Raw genomic sequence first — 17879 nt, 5'->3', positions numbered from 1 at the left:
ATCATGCTCGATTTCATCACGATTCATTTTTTGGGATAAATATTTCAAATTCAGTAAACTCACCGGGCTTACTTTTTACTTCAAGTCTTCCATTGTGGCCTTTGGTAATGATGTCATAACTCATGGATAGGCCCAAGCCAGTCCCTTTTCCGGTAGGCTTGGTGGTAAAAAAAGGCTGGAAGATTTTATTTTGAATGGAAGTAGGAATTCCTTTTCCATTGTCTCGTACTGTGATTTTTACTCCAGAATTGGTTGCATGAGTTTTTACAATGACAGAGGGAAGAAAGTCATTTACTCCTTTCTGATTGAGTTCACGTTTCTTTTCATCTGCTGCATAAAACCCATTATTGATCAAGTTGAGAAGTACTCGACCCACATCTCCTGGGACTACGCTTATTTTTTCCAGGCTATCGTCGGTTTCTATTTTAAAATCCGCATTGAAGGATTTGTCTTTGGCTCGAAGTCCGTGGTAAGAAAGCCGCAAATATTCGTCAGCTAATTCATTGATATCGGTTGGCTCTTTCTGTCCCGTACTGCTTCGGCTATGGAGCAGCATTCCTTTGACGATGGAGTCTGCCCGCTTCCCGTGGAGCATGATTTTCTCCAGATTGGTTTTAAGATCGCTCAAGATTTCAATCGCCTCCTCCTGATTGCCGGAAGCCAATTCTTCTTTTGCTTCTTCGATCAATTCGGTGCTGACATCGGAGAAATTGTTGACGAAGTTGAGTGGGTTTTGGATTTCATGGGCAATACCTGCAGTGAGTTCCCCAAGCGAGGCCATTTTCTCAGAGTGAATCAACTGCTCCTGAGCTGCTTTGAGTTCGTCGAGTGCTTTGACCAGTTCATTCTTCTGCTTGGTGAGTTCGGTCGTCCGTTCGGCTACTTGTTTCTCTAGTTGGGTTTTGAGAGCCTCGGTTATTTTGTATTCCTTCTCTTTTTCGAGAGCTTTTTGTTTTTCTTTTTCGAGAGCTTTTCGCTGCTTGGTATTATTGACCCACATCACAACGGCCCAAATGATCGCGAAAAACTTAGCACTTACTATGTACCCATCCAGGCTTTCCAGGAAGCTTTGACTGATCATTTCAGCCAAGCTTTCAATAGAAAAGATTGCCATAATCGGCAACCATGCGTAGACCATTCCTTTTCTATGCTGCAGCTCGGGATTTCTAATAGTAAGGTAGACGATTAATGCCCCTAGTCCGATATTTAGCAGAATCGCAATTTGAGAAATAATGGGTAGTCCTGAGTTGGCCAAAATCCAAAAAATTGCCGCAACAGCCATCCCCCCTTTGATGATACGCTTCCATTCCTGAGACACCTCAATGGGTCCCATGGGACGTTGCAGATAGTACAACAAAATCAAAAGAATGAATCCGAGATTCATAGGCTAGGTGGTTTTTTTGGGTTTTACTGGAAGAAATATAGTAAAAGTCGTGCTAGAATTCTCACCCGTCTGACTTTCAACATTTATTTCACCTTGATAAGACTTAATGGTATCATAGCTCAGAGACAGCCCCAAACCTGTTCCGAGTCCAGTTGGCTTGGTAGTAAAAAAGGGTTGAAATATTTTACCAATGATGTCTTGAGGAATGCCTGTTCCGTTATCAGAAATTTTAATTTCAATACCCTTTTTGACTTTGTGCGTACTGATTTTCACTTTTGGGATAAAGTCAGGATCCGTACTCTGCTTGGCTTTTTCTTGGGCTGCATAGAAGGAATTGTTACACATATTGATCAGAATTCGGGAGATTTCCTGCCTGATCACTTCTGGCTGGGGCAGCTTTTCAGAAAGCTCCTTATAGTATTCACCTTTGAAATCTTTTTCTTTTGCTCGGATTCCGTGGTAGCTGAGACGAATGGATTCATCTGCAACCATATTGATATCAACAGGCTCTTTGGTGCCCATGCTTGCCTTGGAGTGTTGGAGCATGGCTTTGACGATGGCGTCGGCTCGCATGCTATGTGTAGCGATGCGATCCATGTTTTCTTTGACATCTTTGGCGATAATTTTTGCCTCCTCAAAATCCCCAGATTCGATTTCCTCATACATCTCCTCCACCAGCTCATGACTTACTTCAGAGAAGTTTTTGACAAAATTCAAGGGATTCTGAATCTCATGAGCTATTCCAGCGGTGAGCTCCCCAAGTGAGGCCATTTTTTCGGCCTGAATCAGTTGTGATTGTGTTGATTTGAGGTTTTCGTGTGCAGACTCGAGGTCCTTGTAAGCTTTTTCGATTTCCCGAGCATGGGCAAGTTCTCGTTCTTTGGCTTTTTCTCTTTCTGCTTTCAGCACCCGGTTTCTTTGGTACAAATGAAGGGGATAAATCAAAGACAAGAATAAAATGGTATAAATCGTGTAGGCCCACCAGCTGCGGTACCAAGGAGGAAGAACAGTGAAAGAAAAGCTGATCGGCTCAGTCCATTCTCCTGACTCATCTTCGATGGGGCCTTTGATTCTCGCTCTTACTTCAAACTTGTAGCTGCCTTCTTGAATGTTTCCGAAAGTAGCAGAGGTACGTCTGAGGACAGGTCCCCATTCAGATTCGTAGCCATTGAGGCGGTATTGATATTCGATTAAGTCAGGTTTGGACAATTCATCTGTCCCGTATTCGATATTGATTTGATTGTGGCGATAAGGCAAAACCAGCTTTTGGGGAATGGGGAAGAATCCATCCACACTTTCAAAACTCACCCCTTTGAATCTGCGGCTTAGATTACTCTCTTCACTGGGATTGAGTCTTCTTTTGATAGTGATGAGTTGGTCTGTGGCTAGAAGCTCTGGAGAAACCTTTTCTGCGTTTTGTAGAGACTGCCAAGGAATTATTTCCTCATTTAGGCGGATTTGTTTCAGTAAAAGTTTGGGTTGACTTTGATTGCTCTCATTTTGGGAAAGGTCAAAGCGAACCAAACCATTTTTAACGCTTCCGGTACCTGCCCAGAGAATTCCATCCCGATCAAGGAGTAGTGCATTTTCTCCATCAGTTAAATCCTTGACAGGATAGCCCGTTTCCGAATTAAAAATATTCAGGTTTTGAAGGGGGTTGTCTGCCTTAGGGTCAAAATCAAAAATCGCCAAACCTTGGTTGGTTCCCAAGCTGATTGATGGCCCTGGTAGATCTGTGATTTGAAGAATGACATTATCAGGAAGTCCTTGCTCTGTATCGATTGATAAGAAGTTGGGAAGATGGTCAGGACTTTCTCTTAAAGTTTTGATATCCTCAACAAACAAAACGCTTATGCCATGTCCGGTACCTATCCAAATATTGCCGAGCTCATCTTCAGTCAATCGCAAAACGGCATTGTCGATCAAGCCTTGATCCATTGAAAAATTGATGAATTTCTCCCCATCAAAGCGAGTAACGCCACCATCTACTGCCCCAAACCAAATCGCTCCGGTTTGGTCCTCAATGATATCTAGAACCTCATTTCCGATGATTCCCTGGTCAGTTGTATAAAGAGTTAAGGTTTCGTCTTTCCACCGAACCACCCCATCATAGGTTCCCATCCAGATGGAGCCGTTTCGGTCTTGGGTAAGGCACAAAATCTCATCACTCGGAAGTCCAGATTGACTGTCAAAGATGGTCACCACATCTCCTTCAATAATCGACACACCATCTCCGCCTGTTCCAAGCCAAATCCGGTCTGTTTTATCTTCCAAAATCGCATGGATCACATCTCCAGATATTCCTTGTTCGGAAGAAAGGGTGGTAAATGACTGGCCGTCATATTTACTGACACCCCATCCAGCTGTGCCAAACCAGTGATTGCCTTCTCTGTCCTGAAGGCCAGAAAGTACGAGGTTTCCGGCCAAGCCTTGTTGATTGGTAAAGCTGGTAAAAGCCAATCCATCCAATCGGCTGACACCTCCTCCATCTGTGCAAAACCAAAGATTCCCTTGACTATCCTTTGCCAGATCGAGCACACTGTTGCCAGCCAGACCTTGTTCGGTTGTGTAGCTGATAAAACGCTCACCATCAAACCGACTTACACCTGTCTCGGTGGCAATCCAGATTTGTCCATTTTTATCCGAAATGATACTTCTGACAACGTTTCCTGCCAAACCATCGGCTTTGTTGAAGTTTTGAAAAGCTTTTCCGTCGTATTTACTGATCCCTCCTCCCAAAGTTCCTATCCAGAGAAATCCATCCGCATCAGAATAGATTGCCCTTATTCGATCGCTAGGTAAGCCGTCCTCAGTGGTAAAAGTCTTAAAAGTACTTCCATCAAACCTGCTCAATCCATCACCATTCGTTCCGAACCAAAGATTCCCCTCTGAGTCTTTGGCCATGCTGATGACCACATCTCCGGCCAGTCCATCGGACTGATCCAAAGTGCTGAAGCTCTCTCCATCATATCGAATTACACCGATTCCACTAGACCCAAACCAGATATTGCCATCCCTGTCTTCCACCATCGAATAGATGACATCGTCGCCTATTTTGTCATAGCCGAAGTTTTCGAAAGTCTTTCCGTCGAATTTGCTGATTCCTCTGCCGACGGTTCCAAACCAAATATTTCCCTTGGAATCCTCCAGCATACTTCGGACAATATTACTGGCGAGGCCTTGATTTTCGGTGTAGGTATAAAAGTCCAATCCATCAAATCGAGTCGCTCCTCCTCCATTTGTTCCAAACCAAATATGCCCTCGTGAGTCCACTAAGGCACTATTCACCCCATCCAATGCGAGCCCATCGTCCGAGGTGTATTTTTTGAACTGTGAAACTCCTCCTTCTCCTAAAAAAAACGGGTTGGAATCTTGGTCCAGAATCGGATTCCCTTGCTCATCTCTAAGCATGGGAAGCATAGACCTTTTTTCATTGTTGGGCTTGTTGAAATTTCGGAGTCTTGACTTTGGAAGGCTGCTAAAAGAGACTTTTATCTCCCTTGGCTGATTCCCTTCTTCCAAATCGGAAAGTCTTTGAATAGGTGCTTTTACAAGATCGTCGGTTTTGGTGATAGGTTTTTTTGACTCCGATTGGCAACCAAGTACCAGAATAAAGAGTCCTCCAAATACCAGGACTTTGCTGTACTGGGTGAATTTTAAAAGTGGAATTTTTTCCAATTTTTCACTAAAAAAATTTTTGAATCTCATGGATTGATTTTAATACTTGCCTGACTTTGGCGTTTAGTAAAAAGAGAAAATTTATCATTTGTGAATTCTTCAAAAAATCGCATACAAATTGCTGATTATGAGATTTAAAAACATTTAATAATTGGGAAAATACAAAAACATTGACAGAAAAAATAGCGACTTGTACCTTTTCTTCCCCTAACTGAAGATATATTTCCCGAAATTCATTTCTTCAGGTATTTCATGTAAATCAATAAATGAAAATGGAATTTTTAAGCTACCTTTTTTCCTGAAATCAATTCAAAATGAGTTAGCTATGAATTTTAAAATTTCAGTTCTCGCATTATTGCTCTTTTCGCTTTTTATAAGGCCTGCGTCTGCTTTGCAGGAATCCACTCCAGGCTATTTCATGCATCCCGATGTACATGAAAACACGGTTGTTTTTGTAGCCGAGGGAGATATTTGGAAGGCCTCACTTTCCGGGGGGATGGCTACCCGCCTGACCACTCACCCAGGAGACGAGTCAGATCCCAAAATCTCTCCCGATGGCCAATGGATCGCTTATGCGGCTAGCTACGAGGGTCCGACTGAGGTCTATGTCATGCCGATTTCCGGAGGTCTTCCCAAAAGATTGACTTACGAACCTGCCGCTTCTATTCCCACGGCTTGGAAATCCGCGACTGAAGTGGCCTATACCACCAATCAGTACTCCACCTTGCCACGATTGCGCACCGTGGTGGTGGATATGAATTCCAGAGAAAAAGAAATGCTTCCTCTGGAAATGGCAGCTGAGGGGAGCTTTGACAGGGAATCGGATACGTACTTTTTTGTGCGGCCTACTTATCACAACAATGTAACCAAGCGATACAAGGGAGGGACAGCTCGCCAAGTCTGGAAATACAGCGATGGAGCTCCTGAAGCCGTCAAACTCACACAGAATTACGATGGGGAAGATCATCATCCGATATATCATGATGGAAGAGTTTACTTCATTTCTTCCCGGGATGGCATACAGAATGTCTGGTCCATGAATCCTGACGGCTCGGATATTCAGCAGCACACGAAGGAAGAATCCTATGATGTGAGAGAGTATTCTCTTTCAGGAAATACGTTGGTTTATCGAGCTGGAGCAGATCTTTACCAGATGAGTTTGGGTCAAAGCCAAGCCCAAAAAATCGCGATCAATCTGGTTTCTGATTTTGATCAGTTGCGGGAAAATTGGGTAGATAATCCAGCCAGCTATATCACCAATATTTCTGTTTCCAATGATGGAGAAAAAGTGGCCTTGAGTGCCCGAGGTCGGGTTTTTGTTTTTCCTGCGAAAGAAGGCCGGATGCTTCGACTGAGCCGAAAAGACGGGGTTCGCTATCGGGATGCGGTTTTCACTACTGATTCTAAGGATATTCTGACCTTTTCAGATGAAAGCGGGGAATTTGAAATCCATCAATATTCCGGTTTGGGTTTAGACCAAGGAAAGCAATTGACGGATAATGGTACCACGTTGCGATTCAACCTTACTCCTTCTCCCGACGGAAAATGGTTGGCTTGGACCGATCTGAATAATGACCTTTGGATTCGTAATCTTTCCACGGGAAAAGCCGTCAAAGCCAATCTCACAGATGAGGACTTGCATGGTAGCATGACTTGGTCTCCCGATAGTCAATGGTTAGCCTATGGGCAGGCTGCTTCCAATACTTTTACTCAGCTATTTGTCTTTAATCCCAGCACAGAAAAGCGAATTACCTTGACTTCTGACCGGACCAACAGCCTCAATCCCCAATGGAGTGCAGATGGGAACTGGATTTATTTCCTCTCTGACAGGAACTTCGAAACCAAAGTGGGTAGTCCTTGGGGGCAGCGACAGCCAGAGCCTTTCTGGGAAAAGCAGATGAAGATTTACCACATTCCTTTGCAGAAGGGCTTGATTTCTCCTTTCACTCCCAAAAACGAACTGAAAGCGGAAGAGAAGAAATCTGAAGGTCCAGTGACAGTAACCATTGATGAAGAAGGATTGATGGAGCGAGTGCAGGAGGTTCCTGTGCCAGCTGGAAATTATAAAAATCTGATCGTGACGGATAAGGCTTTGTATTACCATCGAGTAGGTCCGGGCCCAGGTATTTATTATGGCGGCGGGGCATCCAATGATGATGAGCCTGCCTTGATGATGACTCCGATTTCGGAAAAAGCTGAGCAGAAGGTTTTCGCAGACAAAATCAACAGCTATGCGGTTTCAGCAAATAACAAATATGCTTTGCTGCGTCAAGGCTCCAGTCATTTCTTGGTGGAATTAGGGACTTCACCCGTTTCTGATTTATCAAAAAATAGATTGGATCTAAGTGGCTGGAAATTCAGCATAGACCCTCGGGAAGACTGGAAGCAGATCTACACCGATGCTTGGCGCATGGAGCGGGATTATTTCTACGACGCAGGCATGCATGGGGTAGACTGGGACAAAATGTACGAGAAATATCTTCCGCTGGTGGATCGGGTCACTACACGAAATGAGCTTTCGGATGTGATAGGGGAGTTGATTGGCGAACTCTCTGTTCTGCACACCTCCGTACGAGGAGGAGATACCCGAGATGGGGATGATAATATTCAGTTTGGAATGCTGGGAGGACTTTTCTCTAAAACCAATAATGGCTACAAAATCGATTACATCTTCCAAAGCGATCCCGACTATCCTGATGAGAAATCACCTTTGAGCCATCCTGCTTATGGAATTCAAGAAGGTGATGTGATCACGCATATTGACGGGACTTCCGTATTGGAAGTGGAGGATATGCAGGTATTGCTTCGTGACAAAGCTGGCAAGCAAGTTCGGATAGCAGTAGCTGGAAAAGGAGATCACATCATTTATCCCATGAGTTCTCGGCAGGAGAGTAATCTCCGCTACAACGATTGGGAATATACCCGGAGATTGGAAACCGAAGCCAAATCCAATGGAGATATCGGCTATGTCCACTTGCGAGCCATGACTTCTGGTGACATTGGACAGTGGTACCGGGATTTCTATCCACAGTTTAAGAAGAAAGGCTTGGTCATCGATGTGCGCCATAATAGAGGAGGAAATATTGATTCTTTTATCTTGGAAAAACTCATTCGTGAGGCTTTCTTCTACTGGAAGAGCCGAACAGGAGAGCCCTACTGGAATATGAATTATGCATTCCGAGGGCATTTGGTCCTGTTGGTGGATGAGTTTACAGCTTCCGATGGAGAGGCTTTTGCCGAAGGCTTCAGAAGATTAGGTTTGGGCAAAGCAATCGGAGCTAGGACCTGGGGAGGTGAAGTTTGGCTTTCCGGAGTGAATACCCTTTCGGATAATGGCATTGCACGGGCTCCAATGAATGGGGTTTATGGAGTCGTTGGTGGAGACACCAACGACGGCGAGGATGTGGAATGGCTGATCGAAGGAGTTGGGTTTATTCCTGATATCGAGGTGATTAATCTGCCAAAGGCCACTTTCGAAGGAAAAGATGCTCAGCTGGATGCTGCGATTGAGCATTTGAAAGAGTTGATCCAAGAAGATCCGCGTTCGGTACCAGCGCCACCTGCATATCCGGATTTGAGTTTTAAAAATGGGAAGGATTAAAAACCCGCTAATTTATTGAATTTATGCGAGGCAGCGAGATCATTGGTTTCGCTGCCTCCATTTTTTGATGGATTTTCCCGAGAAGTAAATCAGTGCCAAAAATCCTGAAAAAAGGGAAAATTCTGCTCTGTTTGATTCAAAATTAAAGAATTACTCCATCCATTAATAGGGTTTGAATTTGGAAAAACTCAATCTTCCAAGCGCAGAAATCTCGCCGCATTCCCATAAAATATCCCTTCTTTATCCTCCTCTGTCAAGAAGTCCAAGCTTTCCAGAAACTCTATGGATTTTTCGATGGCGTAGGGCCAGATCATTTGGTCGGAGCCAAACATGACTCTGTCCAGATAACCAGCATGCTTGATGTTTTTAAGAAAATCCGTCACGTATCTTTGGGTATTTGGCTCCACCCAGAGTAATACTGCGATATCTGTATAAAGTTGTGGATAGTAGGCCATCAACCGAATGGCATGTTCCGGCCAATCTTCTCCTCCGGCATGCATCAGATAGACTCGAAGTTTGGGATACTTGACCAATACATCTTCGATCAGGTAAGGATCTCCTAAGGCCAGTCTTGCTTTTGGGGACCAAGAGTAAGTGCCTCCCGGATCCCCACCTCCCGTATGCACAGCAACTGGAATGTCATATTTTTCACAAATTTCGAGATAAGGTTGCCAAATGGGATCGCTGAGCGTGGTACCGCCGTAGTAGGGACCCAATTCTCCAAAGATTTCGATTTCACCTGCTTTGATCATTTGCTCAAACCGCTCAATATCGATGTCGTAATCATCTGGGGAAATAGACAAAATCCCCTTGATCACACGGTTATCTTTATCTTTTTCTTTCCAGATACGGACACTTTCGGGATTACCACTGACAGCAGCCTTAACGATATTAAATCGTTCAAAAGCTGCAAAAGTCTCTAAGCGATGTTGCTCAGCATTTGCTGAACCCTTTACCCCATAATGATCTGTAGCAGAAGGTTCCCTCACACCAAAATCACTCTCGGTGTAGGAGTGAATGTGCATATCGATGATTTTTCTTTGTGAAAAAGCTTCCTGAAAGGATATTCCTGTTAAGAAAATTAATATAAATGTTCTTTTCATTGGTGTGTGATTCATGGATTGATTCATTTTTTATTCCACTGCAAAACGATCTCTGTGATAAAAAGCGGAACCACCCATGAAAGCCAAATGGCGGTAGGACCTGTTTCTATAAATGGCCCCAAATCATCATAAAAAGGCTGTCTCGTCAACCATCGAAAAAGGACGAAGGCAAAGGTGACCACGTAGCTTCGGATCATCCATTCTTTGTGGAGGTTGATTCGGCGCAGAAGGATAAATCGAAAGGCCATCCCTGTGGTGCCAAACCATGCAAAGGCCAAACCGATCAGAGATAAGCTCCAAGTCCAATGGAAATCAAGGGCGATGGTGAGTGAAAGTGTAATCGAGCTAATGACCGCGATCAAAATTCCACAGATATAGGCCATTCCTATTATGCGGTGGACTTTGAGATATCGAATTCTAAAAGCTTTCCAAAATTGAAAGGGGCCTAAAGTGAGAGCGATGAGCCCCCCTGAAATATGGCCGATCAATGGCCATTTCATCTCCCAATAGTCTCCAAAAAAGGATTCCTCAAAGCCAAAGTAGGGTAAGGCGTCATGCAGAATGAATTTGCCTGCAAAGAGGATGAGGAAGCCCCAAACAAAAAGTAGAAGCCAGGCTTTGGGTTTGCTTGGTACAAGTGTGAGTTTAGTTTCCATTGGGATTTCTCAGTTAGTAGTTTGAGGAGAAAGCCTATCCTAAGCTATTGAAGCCTCGTGTAGTTTCTTGGTATCCACGTATTGTTGAAATCCCGTGATTTTTCCATTTTTCACAGTCCAAAAATGTGCAACCTGCGCATTGTATGCTTTTCCGCTTTTATACTTGGCATCATATCGCAAAGTGGCTAGTACCTTTCCATGAAGCATTTCATGGATTTCGATGTCCTTTAGATTGAAGTATTCATGGTCTTGCAAAATGGGTCCAAAAACTCCATTCAGAACTGCATCTGGACCCACATAGGGATTTCCTTTTGCGTATTCATTTCCTTCGGCTTCGTTCCAAATGATTTGAGAATCCATAGTCCCGAGAACTCCCGGTACATCTCCTTTGCTGAAAGCCTGGTAGAGACTATCGACAACTGCTTTATTTTCTGCGGATTCCTTGATTAAATTTTCCATGGTTTTATAAGATTACTATTAGTGTGATTTATGGGCTTCCAGTTCGATTTCAATCAAAAACTCGGGCATGACCAAGCCTTTGACTTCAATCCACGAACCGGTAGGAAACTGCTTATGGTAGATTGAGCCTCTATATGCTGCGTGCTCTAAAAAGGCAGGCATATCCGTGGTGAATACATTTTCTACCAGTACATCATCGAAGCTGCAGCCATAATGTGCCAAGACTTTTTCAAGGTCAGCATAGCAGTTTTTCATTTGCTGAAGAAAGTCGCCAACAGCCAAGGGGTTACCTTCATCATCCATGCTTACTGCTCCTGAAATCTTGATGCCATCTCCGATTTTCACTGCGTGGGTGTAGCCATAGGCTTTTTCGAGTTCGGGTCTAAGAGAGAAAAATTCTGGGGTTTGACTGCTCATCTCATTTTTTTTGGTTAAAAGATGGAATAATCTCCACTTTCATTTGATCCTTCCCAAAAGACTTAGGATGAAGGCCTATAAAATGTTTCCCCAATGAGTTTTTTCCTTCCCCGGAAAATTCACAATTAAGCAATTGATATTCAATTGCATTTTATTGTATATTAATCGCATGAAGCGATTTTTTATCCTTGTTTTTGTATTGTTTCAGATTCAACTAGAAGCTCAGGTAGTTTCAATAGACGGTAAAGTCGAATATTCAAAGATCTTTGAGGAGACAGATGATTTTGGTGCGGATTACCTTGAAAAAATAGAGCAATCACTTCCTTCAGTGAAAGAGACCGAATTGAGGATGCAAATGCTCTGGGATCTGGGCTATTATTACCATACCAGAAATCTACGCAAATCCCTTTCCGTCATCAATCAAGGGCTAGAAGAGGCTCGAATAGCAGAAAGTAAGCTATGGGAGGGTAGAATGCAGGTGGCCCAAGGGGCTGTTTTGCTGAGAATGGAACAACTCGATCAGGCAGAAGAGGTACTTCAAAGTGCTTTGGAAAAACTTCCCGAATCCGAAACTTGGCTTTTGCTCACCAATCTGGGCTATGTCCATGAGCGAAGGGGAGACTTGGGAAAGGCTTTTGAATTGGCAACCCAAACTCTTCAACTCGGGGAGAAATACGGTGACAGGAAAGCTATGGCCATGGCCTATTCGGATATCAGTAACTTATTTTGGAAGCAAGGCAAACCCGAGCAAGGATTGGAATATGGACTGAAGTCTCTCGCCCTTTTTGAGGAGCGGGAAATCCAGGATTTGGATTTTGATTTTACCCTGCATGTGACTGGAAATAACCTGATTGCACTCGGGCGAAATGAGGAAGCACTTCCTTACTTCCAGCGATCAACGCAGATGGGCAAGCAGTACGGATTTTACAACAATCTCAGCGACACTTATATCGCCTTGACGGATTTGTATCTGGCTTTGGAGGATTTTGAAAATGCCGAAACTTCCGGCAAGGAAGCGCTAAAATACGCGGAACTCCTTCAAAATGAGTTTATGGTCGTGCGCTCCCTGCTTTCTTTGGGCAAAGTGAAAAAAGAGCAGGGATTCTATCAGGATGCGATTACCTACCTTGGCCGAAGTATCCGCACGGCTACCGAGGACTTTGGAGATCGGTATTTTTTGAGTTTGATCTATCGCGAATTGGCGGAAGCCTACGAGGGAGCAGGTGAAATTTCCAATTCCTATCAGGCGTTTAAGCGCTATCATGAGCTCGATCAATCTGTCTTCAATGCAGAGGCGGATCAGCGGATTGCTCAATTGCAAACTGAAATGGATGTAACCCAAAAGGAAGGAATTATTTCCCTTCAAGAGGAGGCGCTGAAGCGACAGAATATCATTCAGATTTTTACACTTCTATTCACCGCATTGATGGTGTTTTTTCTATTCTTCCTTTATCGGGTTTTTGTGAAGCGAAAAAAGTACAGCCAACTTTTGGAAAAGCAGAATCGAGAAAAAGAATTTTTGCTGAAAGAGATCCATCATCGGGTCAAAAACAATTTGGAGACTATTTCCAGCCTCTTGGCTTTACAGACAGCTCAAATCGAAAATGAGGAGCTTCAGGACATCATGATCGAAAGCCAAAACCGGGTTCAAAGCATGGGGATGATCCATCAAAATCTCTATCAAGGAGAAAATCTGGCAGCGATCGAAATGAAGAATTATTTCAAAAATTTAGGCGCTTTTATCATTGATTCTTTCGATGCTTCGGCACGAATAAGCTTGGAAGTAGAGATGGAACCCCTGGAGTTGGATGTGGATCGTGCGATTCCGATTGGTTTGATTGTCAATGAGCTGATTACCAATTCGCTGAAGTATGCGTTTCCAGATGGAAGAGAAGGTGAGATTCTGATTAATTTGAAAAAAGATCAGGATCATCTGTATCTGAAAGTAGCAGACGATGGCGCTGGAATGAAAAAAAATAATCCCACTTTGGGAACGGGCTTTGGTACTCAGCTCGTGGCACTTTTGACTAAGCAGCTCGACGGAAAGATGACACTGAGTACCCAAAAAGGAACAGAATTATATTTTGAGTTTAAGACCAATAAAGCAGCATGAGTGAGAAGACCAGAATTTTGATTGTGGAGGATGATATGATTATCGCTGCAAATATTTCCCTGCAGCTCTCTAAGCTTGCCTATGAAGTCACGGGAATTGAGTCCCGGGGAGAGGATGCCATCAATCACGCCATGGAAAATCATCCGGATATTATTTTGATGGATATCCAGCTGAAAGGGGGAATGACTGGGATAGATGCAGCAAAGAAAATCCAGGAAAAGACTGCAATTCCTTTGATTTACCTGACAGCCAATTCAGATGAGGCCTCCTTTCAAAAGGCCAAAGAAACCAAACCCTATGCCTTTATTTCCAAGCCTTTTAACAAGCTAAATCTGGAGCGGACCATTGAATTGGTAGCTGAAAAAATCAAAGAGGAAAAAATTGAAACGGAAGATTCAAATTCGTTGATTGAGGCCCTGGATGACCGGATTTTTATTCGAAACAATGGGAAACTGATCAAGCTGATGCTGGACGAAATTCTCTATATCGAAGCTGATCGAAACTACTGTAATATTTTTACTAACAATCAGAATTATCTCATTGTCAGTCCATTGAATGCATTTTGCCAAAAGATTGAAAGTAGGGATTTTCTGAGGGTGCATCGTTCCTATGTGGTCAATCTTAAGAAGCTAGATGCGGTGGCTGACTCACATTTGGAGATTATGCGAAAGGTCATCCCAATCAGTAAAATGTATAAGGAGGATTTGATGCGGAGTATTCGAAAGGTTTGAGTTTTACCCTATCTTCCCATCTCCATTGATATCTTTTCCGCTTTGTTCCTCAAGTACTTTCAGTGTTTTGATCAGTAGTTCTTGCGTCTTCCGCAATTCACTCTCCAGATAGGCCACCCGTGCTTCCAAAGAGGAAGCTCTAGAGTCCTGACTGGAGATTTGGCTTTGTTGGATTAGGTTCCAGAATAGTCCCATGGTCAATTCGTAAGTTTGATTGTGAAAATTGTGCCTTTTCCCTCTTCGGATTCTACTTCGAGAATTCCCCCATGAGCCTTGATAATATCATAACTCAAGCTCAAACCGAGTCCAGTTCCTGATCCTGAGGGCTTGGTCGTGAAAAAGGGCTGAAATATTTTGTCTTTGATGGACTCGGGGATTCCCGGGCCATTGTCAGAAACTGAGATTTCTATTCCATTTTTTGTTTTAAGCGTACTTAGTGTCAATTGTGGTTTGTATCCCTCCAAGTTACCTTTTGCTTTTTCACTCACCGCATAGAAGGCGTTATTAGCCAAATTGAGTAAAACCCGACCTATTTCAGAAGGCAGAATTTTGACTTTTGGAAGATTCGGAGCGAGATTCAATTTGAGATCTGCATTGAAAGACTTGTCCTTGGCTCGAAGCCCATGATAAGAGAGTTTGACATATTCATCAGCCAAAACATTGATATCTGTAAGTACTTTTTCACCGGTACTTATTCTGCTATGCTCCAGCATATTTTTCACAATGGAGCCTGCGCGATGACCATGTTTGTTGATTTTTTGGAGGTTTTGCTTAAGGTCAGCGATGATTTCAAAAATGAGTTCATAATCACGTTCTGCTGCGGGTTTTTCCTGTTCTTCTTCGATTTCTTCAATTAGCTCATTACTGATTTCGGAAAAGTTGTTGACAAAGTTCAAGGGGTTTTGGATTTCATGGGCAATTCCAGCTGTGAGTTCTCCGAGCGATGCCATTTTTTCAGCTTGGATTAACTGTGATTGAGTATTGATTAGCGCCTCATTTTTATTCTGAATATTTGCCAAGGCTTTCGATTTGCCAGTTTCATAAACTAATAAAATGATAAAGATCGTAAGATTAGTCCCTAGGATGGAGGAGAAATAAAAGAGATTGCTTTTTGCAGGGTCGAAGGTAGGGACCGGCGTTCCGAATTGACTCTCAAACCAGAATAATCCCAAACTGAGGAATGCTGATAGAATCATCCAAAATGTCGCAGCACGTTTTCCCTGTATCAACATTGCCACCGCGGGCAGTAAGAAGAATGCCGCTGCAGCAGGAGATGATAAACCTCCCTGAAGCCATGCCTGTATTGGAAAGCTGATGGCAAATTGTGATAAAACTAATGTGGTAGCGATGGATTTTTTTAACCCATATCGATAAGCTAAAAGAATAAGCAGGTTAATCACCCCATTGACTAGAAGCAGGTAGCCATTAAGCTCCGCTTTGATCTCAATAGCCAAATTGATCCCCAGAAAATTAGAAACTGCCGAGATAAGTAAAACTGCGACAAATATTCGTTCTGATCGTAATTCATCTCCGCTCTGTAGCTTTTGGGGAGGGATGAAAAACTCTGTGATTTTTTTAAACATAATTATGCTTTACTAAGTGCTCCAAATAGCTTACCGTGTCTTTTCCAAAGAATGTAGATGAAGGTATTGTCCAAAATAAAACAAGAAATTCCCAGGAACTGAACGAAGTGATTTTCAGGGTAGAAGAAGAACATGGAAACAGAAATTAATCCTGTGCCCAACATTCGAGCCCAGGCCAAAACCATTGAGAATTGTCCGGTATCTTTGGTTTGCATCAGCAAAAACACACATTGTAATGAGAGAATTACATTGATGATATATCCCGAGTTTGCCCCGATGAGTGTGTCAAAGCCTTCATTTCTAAAGAGGTAGGAGAATATGATCCAGAAGCCAAAATTGATCACACAGAATAATGCGAAATGCTTTTTGGTCTCCGGATTCATCGGCTGTTTGGTACCATATCGAAGGACCGAGTAGAAAATAAAGCAGTCTAATAAAAATGCAGCCTGATAGCTCAGGGCGAATAAAAGACCGGTATTGGGATGATATATCCAGCTCCATACGAATTCCCACCCGATATTCGCACCAGCAACGTAGGCTGGCATTTCCACAAATTTCTTTTTGCGGATTTCCATCACTAAAATCACGTATGCGACGACCCAAAAAAGGCAACCGACACCATTGAAAATAAGCCCGGCAAGTGAATAATCTTCAAAATTGATTAAAGGCTGATTCATAGCATTTAAGATTTTGTGCCCCAATCTTGTGTGAGGGATTTGGGAATGTAGAAATTGATGATTGAGCGGGTGGTCATTCGTTTAAGCATCAGCATAAGGCCAAGCTTTGTAAATCCCTGAAGGAAAAATGAAAAGATCAGGCTTTTATCCAGAAACTCACCGATTGCGGTAATTCGCTTGAGCTTTTTCTCCATTCGGTCAATTTTGGCTTGATCGATGGGCTCTACTCCAAGCAAGTCCGAAATATCTTTGCCCATCATCAATCGCATCATGGCAATATTGGATTGACTCCCCAGAATGGGTTTTGATTTCGTGTCTTGGAATTCCCGAAGGGCTTTGACCAATTCCTTGGCATGATCACTTGGGGCAATTTCTTTGTCCAGAATGCTGTGACCGAGCTTCAATGCATCCTTGGCGTTTTTGGGAATCATATCCTCATCTAGACCAGCGATGTGGCCGATCACCCTCCAGCAATGAATGTAAGCTTCCATTTCTACTGGCTCAAATTCTACCCCAATCGTCTCGAGCCCTTCCAAAATCAAAGCGGAAAATGACATCAAAGTCCCCGCTAAATCCTCCTGATTGATAGGCTCACCGTAGGTGTCGGCATCCCAGTTATGTTGCTTCAGAAAGTATCGAATGGTGGCATGGATGAGACGGACTTTTTGTGTAGCTCTCAGTCCCTTACCTTTCTTATCCAGTCCATCCGGAGACATGGCAAAAACAACGAATAGGGCCGTTTCTGCAATTCTTCTTGAGTAGGCGTCCAAGGAACCCTTCTTTTCATTGAGTCGGGCAGTCTTGTGAAGGACTTCCGCACCACGGGCACAGGCATAGCATTCAGGCAGTGATTTGTAGCAAAGTAAAAGCCCTATCCAAATCCCATGTCTAAGGTAGATTTGTTGGCCTAATGCAATCAGATCAGGGTCGGCCCATTCAGGGAGTTTGGCACTTTCTTCAAAATAATCATGAAGCTCTTTGGGTGCTGTGGGGGGTAGTTGTTCGCTGTCTTTGACGATTGATTGAAAAAGATGATTGATCTCAGCCGATTCTTGTTTTGCCATGATAATAGCTACTGTCTGATCAGCTAAGGGGTCCATGTGAGCACGCTTGGAATCCAACTTTTGAGGGGACCAATCCGAAAGTTCTTGAGGATCCATTTCTTTGAATTTCTGAAGAGCTCTTCTTTTAATTCTTTTGTTTTTGATGACAAAAGCGATCGATAGGACTACAAAAATGAGTAATAAGACCAAAAGTAATTTTGAGAGCATATGGGTGATAGTTAGTGTATATGGTCGAGTTTAGATAGGCGGATTTTGTAATGCTGGATTTTAGTATTCAACTTAATTTTTAGAGTTTTAATGCAATAAATGCTTTCTAAAGTACAAATTGAAAAATTAAAAAAGCGAATTTTTTATTTTTTATTTGGCGTCTTTTAATTCGTCAAACTTGACTTGTAAAGCATCGCCTTCAGGGT

Annotated in this window: 13 protein-coding genes; 3 read left to right on the top strand and 10 right to left on the bottom strand. The window is 43.1% G+C overall.

Going from position 1 to position 17879, the window contains the following annotated elements:
* Positions 1-16 precede the first annotated feature (16 nt).
* Both OU792_RS05920 and OU792_RS05915 read right to left on the bottom strand, forming a co-directional pair.
* Positions 17-1384 carry an ATP-binding protein gene (locus OU792_RS05920; protein ID WP_274669725.1) on the bottom strand — a complete coding sequence of 456 codons (1368 nt, stop codon included), beginning with the start codon at positions 1382-1384 and terminating at the stop codon, positions 17-19.
* 3 nt (positions 1385-1387) lie between these two features.
* Positions 1388-5092 (bottom strand): two-component regulator propeller domain-containing protein, encoded by a 3705-nt coding sequence (locus OU792_RS05915; protein ID WP_274669724.1) that lies wholly within the window; start codon positions 5090-5092, stop codon positions 1388-1390.
* 295 nt (positions 5093-5387) lie between these two features.
* On the opposite strand from OU792_RS05915, the gene OU792_RS05910 reads away from it, so the two are divergent.
* On the top strand, positions 5388-8663 hold the full coding sequence (locus OU792_RS05910; protein WP_274669723.1) for a S41 family peptidase: 3276 nt from the start codon (positions 5388-5390) through the stop codon (positions 8661-8663).
* Between the two features lie 188 nt (positions 8664-8851).
* On the opposite strand, the gene OU792_RS05905 is transcribed toward OU792_RS05910, so the two are convergent.
* The 4 genes from OU792_RS05905 to OU792_RS05890 are packed head-to-tail and all read right to left on the bottom strand — an operon-like array spanning position 8852 to position 11298.
* Positions 8852-9766 carry an amidohydrolase family protein gene (locus OU792_RS05905; protein ID WP_274669722.1) on the bottom strand — a complete coding sequence of 305 codons (915 nt, stop codon included), beginning with the start codon at positions 9764-9766 and terminating at the stop codon, positions 8852-8854.
* A 23-nt stretch (positions 9767-9789) separates the two neighbouring features.
* Positions 9790-10422 carry a DUF2306 domain-containing protein gene (locus OU792_RS05900; protein ID WP_274669721.1) on the bottom strand — a complete coding sequence of 211 codons (633 nt, stop codon included), beginning with the start codon at positions 10420-10422 and terminating at the stop codon, positions 9790-9792.
* Between the two features lie 39 nt (positions 10423-10461).
* The gene (locus OU792_RS05895; RefSeq protein WP_274669720.1) at positions 10462-10881 is read right to left on the bottom strand and encodes a nuclear transport factor 2 family protein; all 420 of its coding nucleotides are present in this window, start codon (positions 10879-10881) and stop codon (positions 10462-10464) included.
* A gap of 18 nt (positions 10882-10899) precedes the next feature.
* Positions 10900-11298, bottom strand: a complete 399-nt coding sequence (locus tag OU792_RS05890; RefSeq protein WP_274669719.1) for a RidA family protein — start codon at positions 11296-11298, stop codon at positions 10900-10902.
* Between the two features lie 169 nt (positions 11299-11467).
* Here OU792_RS05890 and OU792_RS05885 point away from each other — a divergent pair, with 169 nt between their 5' ends.
* The gene (locus OU792_RS05885) at positions 11468-13411 is read left to right on the top strand and encodes a tetratricopeptide repeat-containing sensor histidine kinase (RefSeq protein WP_274669718.1); all 1944 of its coding nucleotides are present in this window, start codon (positions 11468-11470) and stop codon (positions 13409-13411) included.
* Positions 13408-14142: a LytR/AlgR family response regulator transcription factor gene (locus OU792_RS05880; protein ID WP_274669717.1), complete on the top strand. Its 735-nt coding sequence runs from the start codon at positions 13408-13410 to the stop codon at positions 14140-14142. The genes OU792_RS05885 and OU792_RS05880 overlap by 4 nt, the downstream gene beginning before the upstream one ends.
* 3 nt (positions 14143-14145) lie before the next feature.
* On the opposite strand, the gene OU792_RS05875 is transcribed toward OU792_RS05880, so the two are convergent.
* From OU792_RS05875 to OU792_RS05860, 4 genes are read right to left on the bottom strand one after another with little or no spacing between them, the layout of a single operon-like run.
* Positions 14146-14337 carry a hypothetical protein gene (locus OU792_RS05875; RefSeq protein WP_134199342.1) on the bottom strand — a complete coding sequence of 64 codons (192 nt, stop codon included), beginning with the start codon at positions 14335-14337 and terminating at the stop codon, positions 14146-14148.
* 2 nt (positions 14338-14339) lie between these two features.
* Complete coding sequence (locus tag OU792_RS18630; RefSeq protein ID WP_134199344.1) at positions 14340-15725, bottom strand: ATP-binding protein; 1386 nt, start codon at positions 15723-15725, stop codon at positions 14340-14342.
* A 2-nt stretch (positions 15726-15727) separates the two neighbouring features.
* Entirely contained in the window at positions 15728-16402 is a 675-nt protein-coding gene (locus OU792_RS05865) for a transmembrane-type terpene cyclase (RefSeq protein ID WP_134199346.1), read from the bottom strand.
* Positions 16403-16407: 5 nt separating this feature from the next.
* Entirely contained in the window at positions 16408-17673 is a 1266-nt protein-coding gene (locus OU792_RS05860) for an oxygenase MpaB family protein (RefSeq protein WP_134199348.1), read from the bottom strand.
* Positions 17674-17879 lie beyond the last annotated feature (206 nt).

The organism is Algoriphagus sp. NF, assembly GCF_028823735.1.
Lineage (GTDB): Bacteria > Bacteroidota > Bacteroidia > Cytophagales > Cyclobacteriaceae > Algoriphagus > Algoriphagus marincola.
This window is presented reverse-complemented; position numbering and strand designations above follow the sequence as displayed.

Excerpts from the sequence above, each read along its gene's own strand:
- OU792_RS05920 (WP_274669725.1), bottom strand. The coding sequence starts at position 1,384 with ATGAATCTCGGATTCATTCTTTTGATTTTGTTGTACTATCTGCAACGT.
- OU792_RS05915 (WP_274669724.1), bottom strand. The coding sequence starts at position 5,092 with ATGAGATTCAAAAATTTTTTTAGTGAAAAATTGGAAAAAATTCCACTT.
- OU792_RS05910 (WP_274669723.1), top strand. The coding sequence starts at position 5,388 with ATGAATTTTAAAATTTCAGTTCTCGCATTATTGCTCTTTTCGCTTTTT.
- OU792_RS05905 (WP_274669722.1), bottom strand. The coding sequence starts at position 9,766 with ATGAAAAGAACATTTATATTAATTTTCTTAACAGGAATATCCTTTCAG.
- OU792_RS05900 (WP_274669721.1), bottom strand. The coding sequence starts at position 10,422 with ATGGAAACTAAACTCACACTTGTACCAAGCAAACCCAAAGCCTGGCTT.
- OU792_RS05895 (WP_274669720.1), bottom strand. The coding sequence starts at position 10,881 with ATGGAAAATTTAATCAAGGAATCCGCAGAAAATAAAGCAGTTGTCGAT.
- OU792_RS05890 (WP_274669719.1), bottom strand. The coding sequence starts at position 11,298 with ATGAGCAGTCAAACCCCAGAATTTTTCTCTCTTAGACCCGAACTCGAA.
- OU792_RS05885 (WP_274669718.1), top strand. The coding sequence starts at position 11,468 with ATGAAGCGATTTTTTATCCTTGTTTTTGTATTGTTTCAGATTCAACTA.
- OU792_RS05880 (WP_274669717.1), top strand. The coding sequence starts at position 13,408 with ATGAGTGAGAAGACCAGAATTTTGATTGTGGAGGATGATATGATTATC.
- OU792_RS05875 (WP_134199342.1), bottom strand. The coding sequence starts at position 14,337 with ATGGGACTATTCTGGAACCTAATCCAACAAAGCCAAATCTCCAGTCAG.
- OU792_RS18630 (WP_134199344.1), bottom strand. The coding sequence starts at position 15,725 with ATGTTTAAAAAAATCACAGAGTTTTTCATCCCTCCCCAAAAGCTACAG.
- OU792_RS05865 (WP_134199346.1), bottom strand. The coding sequence starts at position 16,402 with ATGAATCAGCCTTTAATCAATTTTGAAGATTATTCACTTGCCGGGCTT.
- OU792_RS05860 (WP_134199348.1), bottom strand. The coding sequence starts at position 17,673 with ATGCTCTCAAAATTACTTTTGGTCTTATTACTCATTTTTGTAGTCCTA.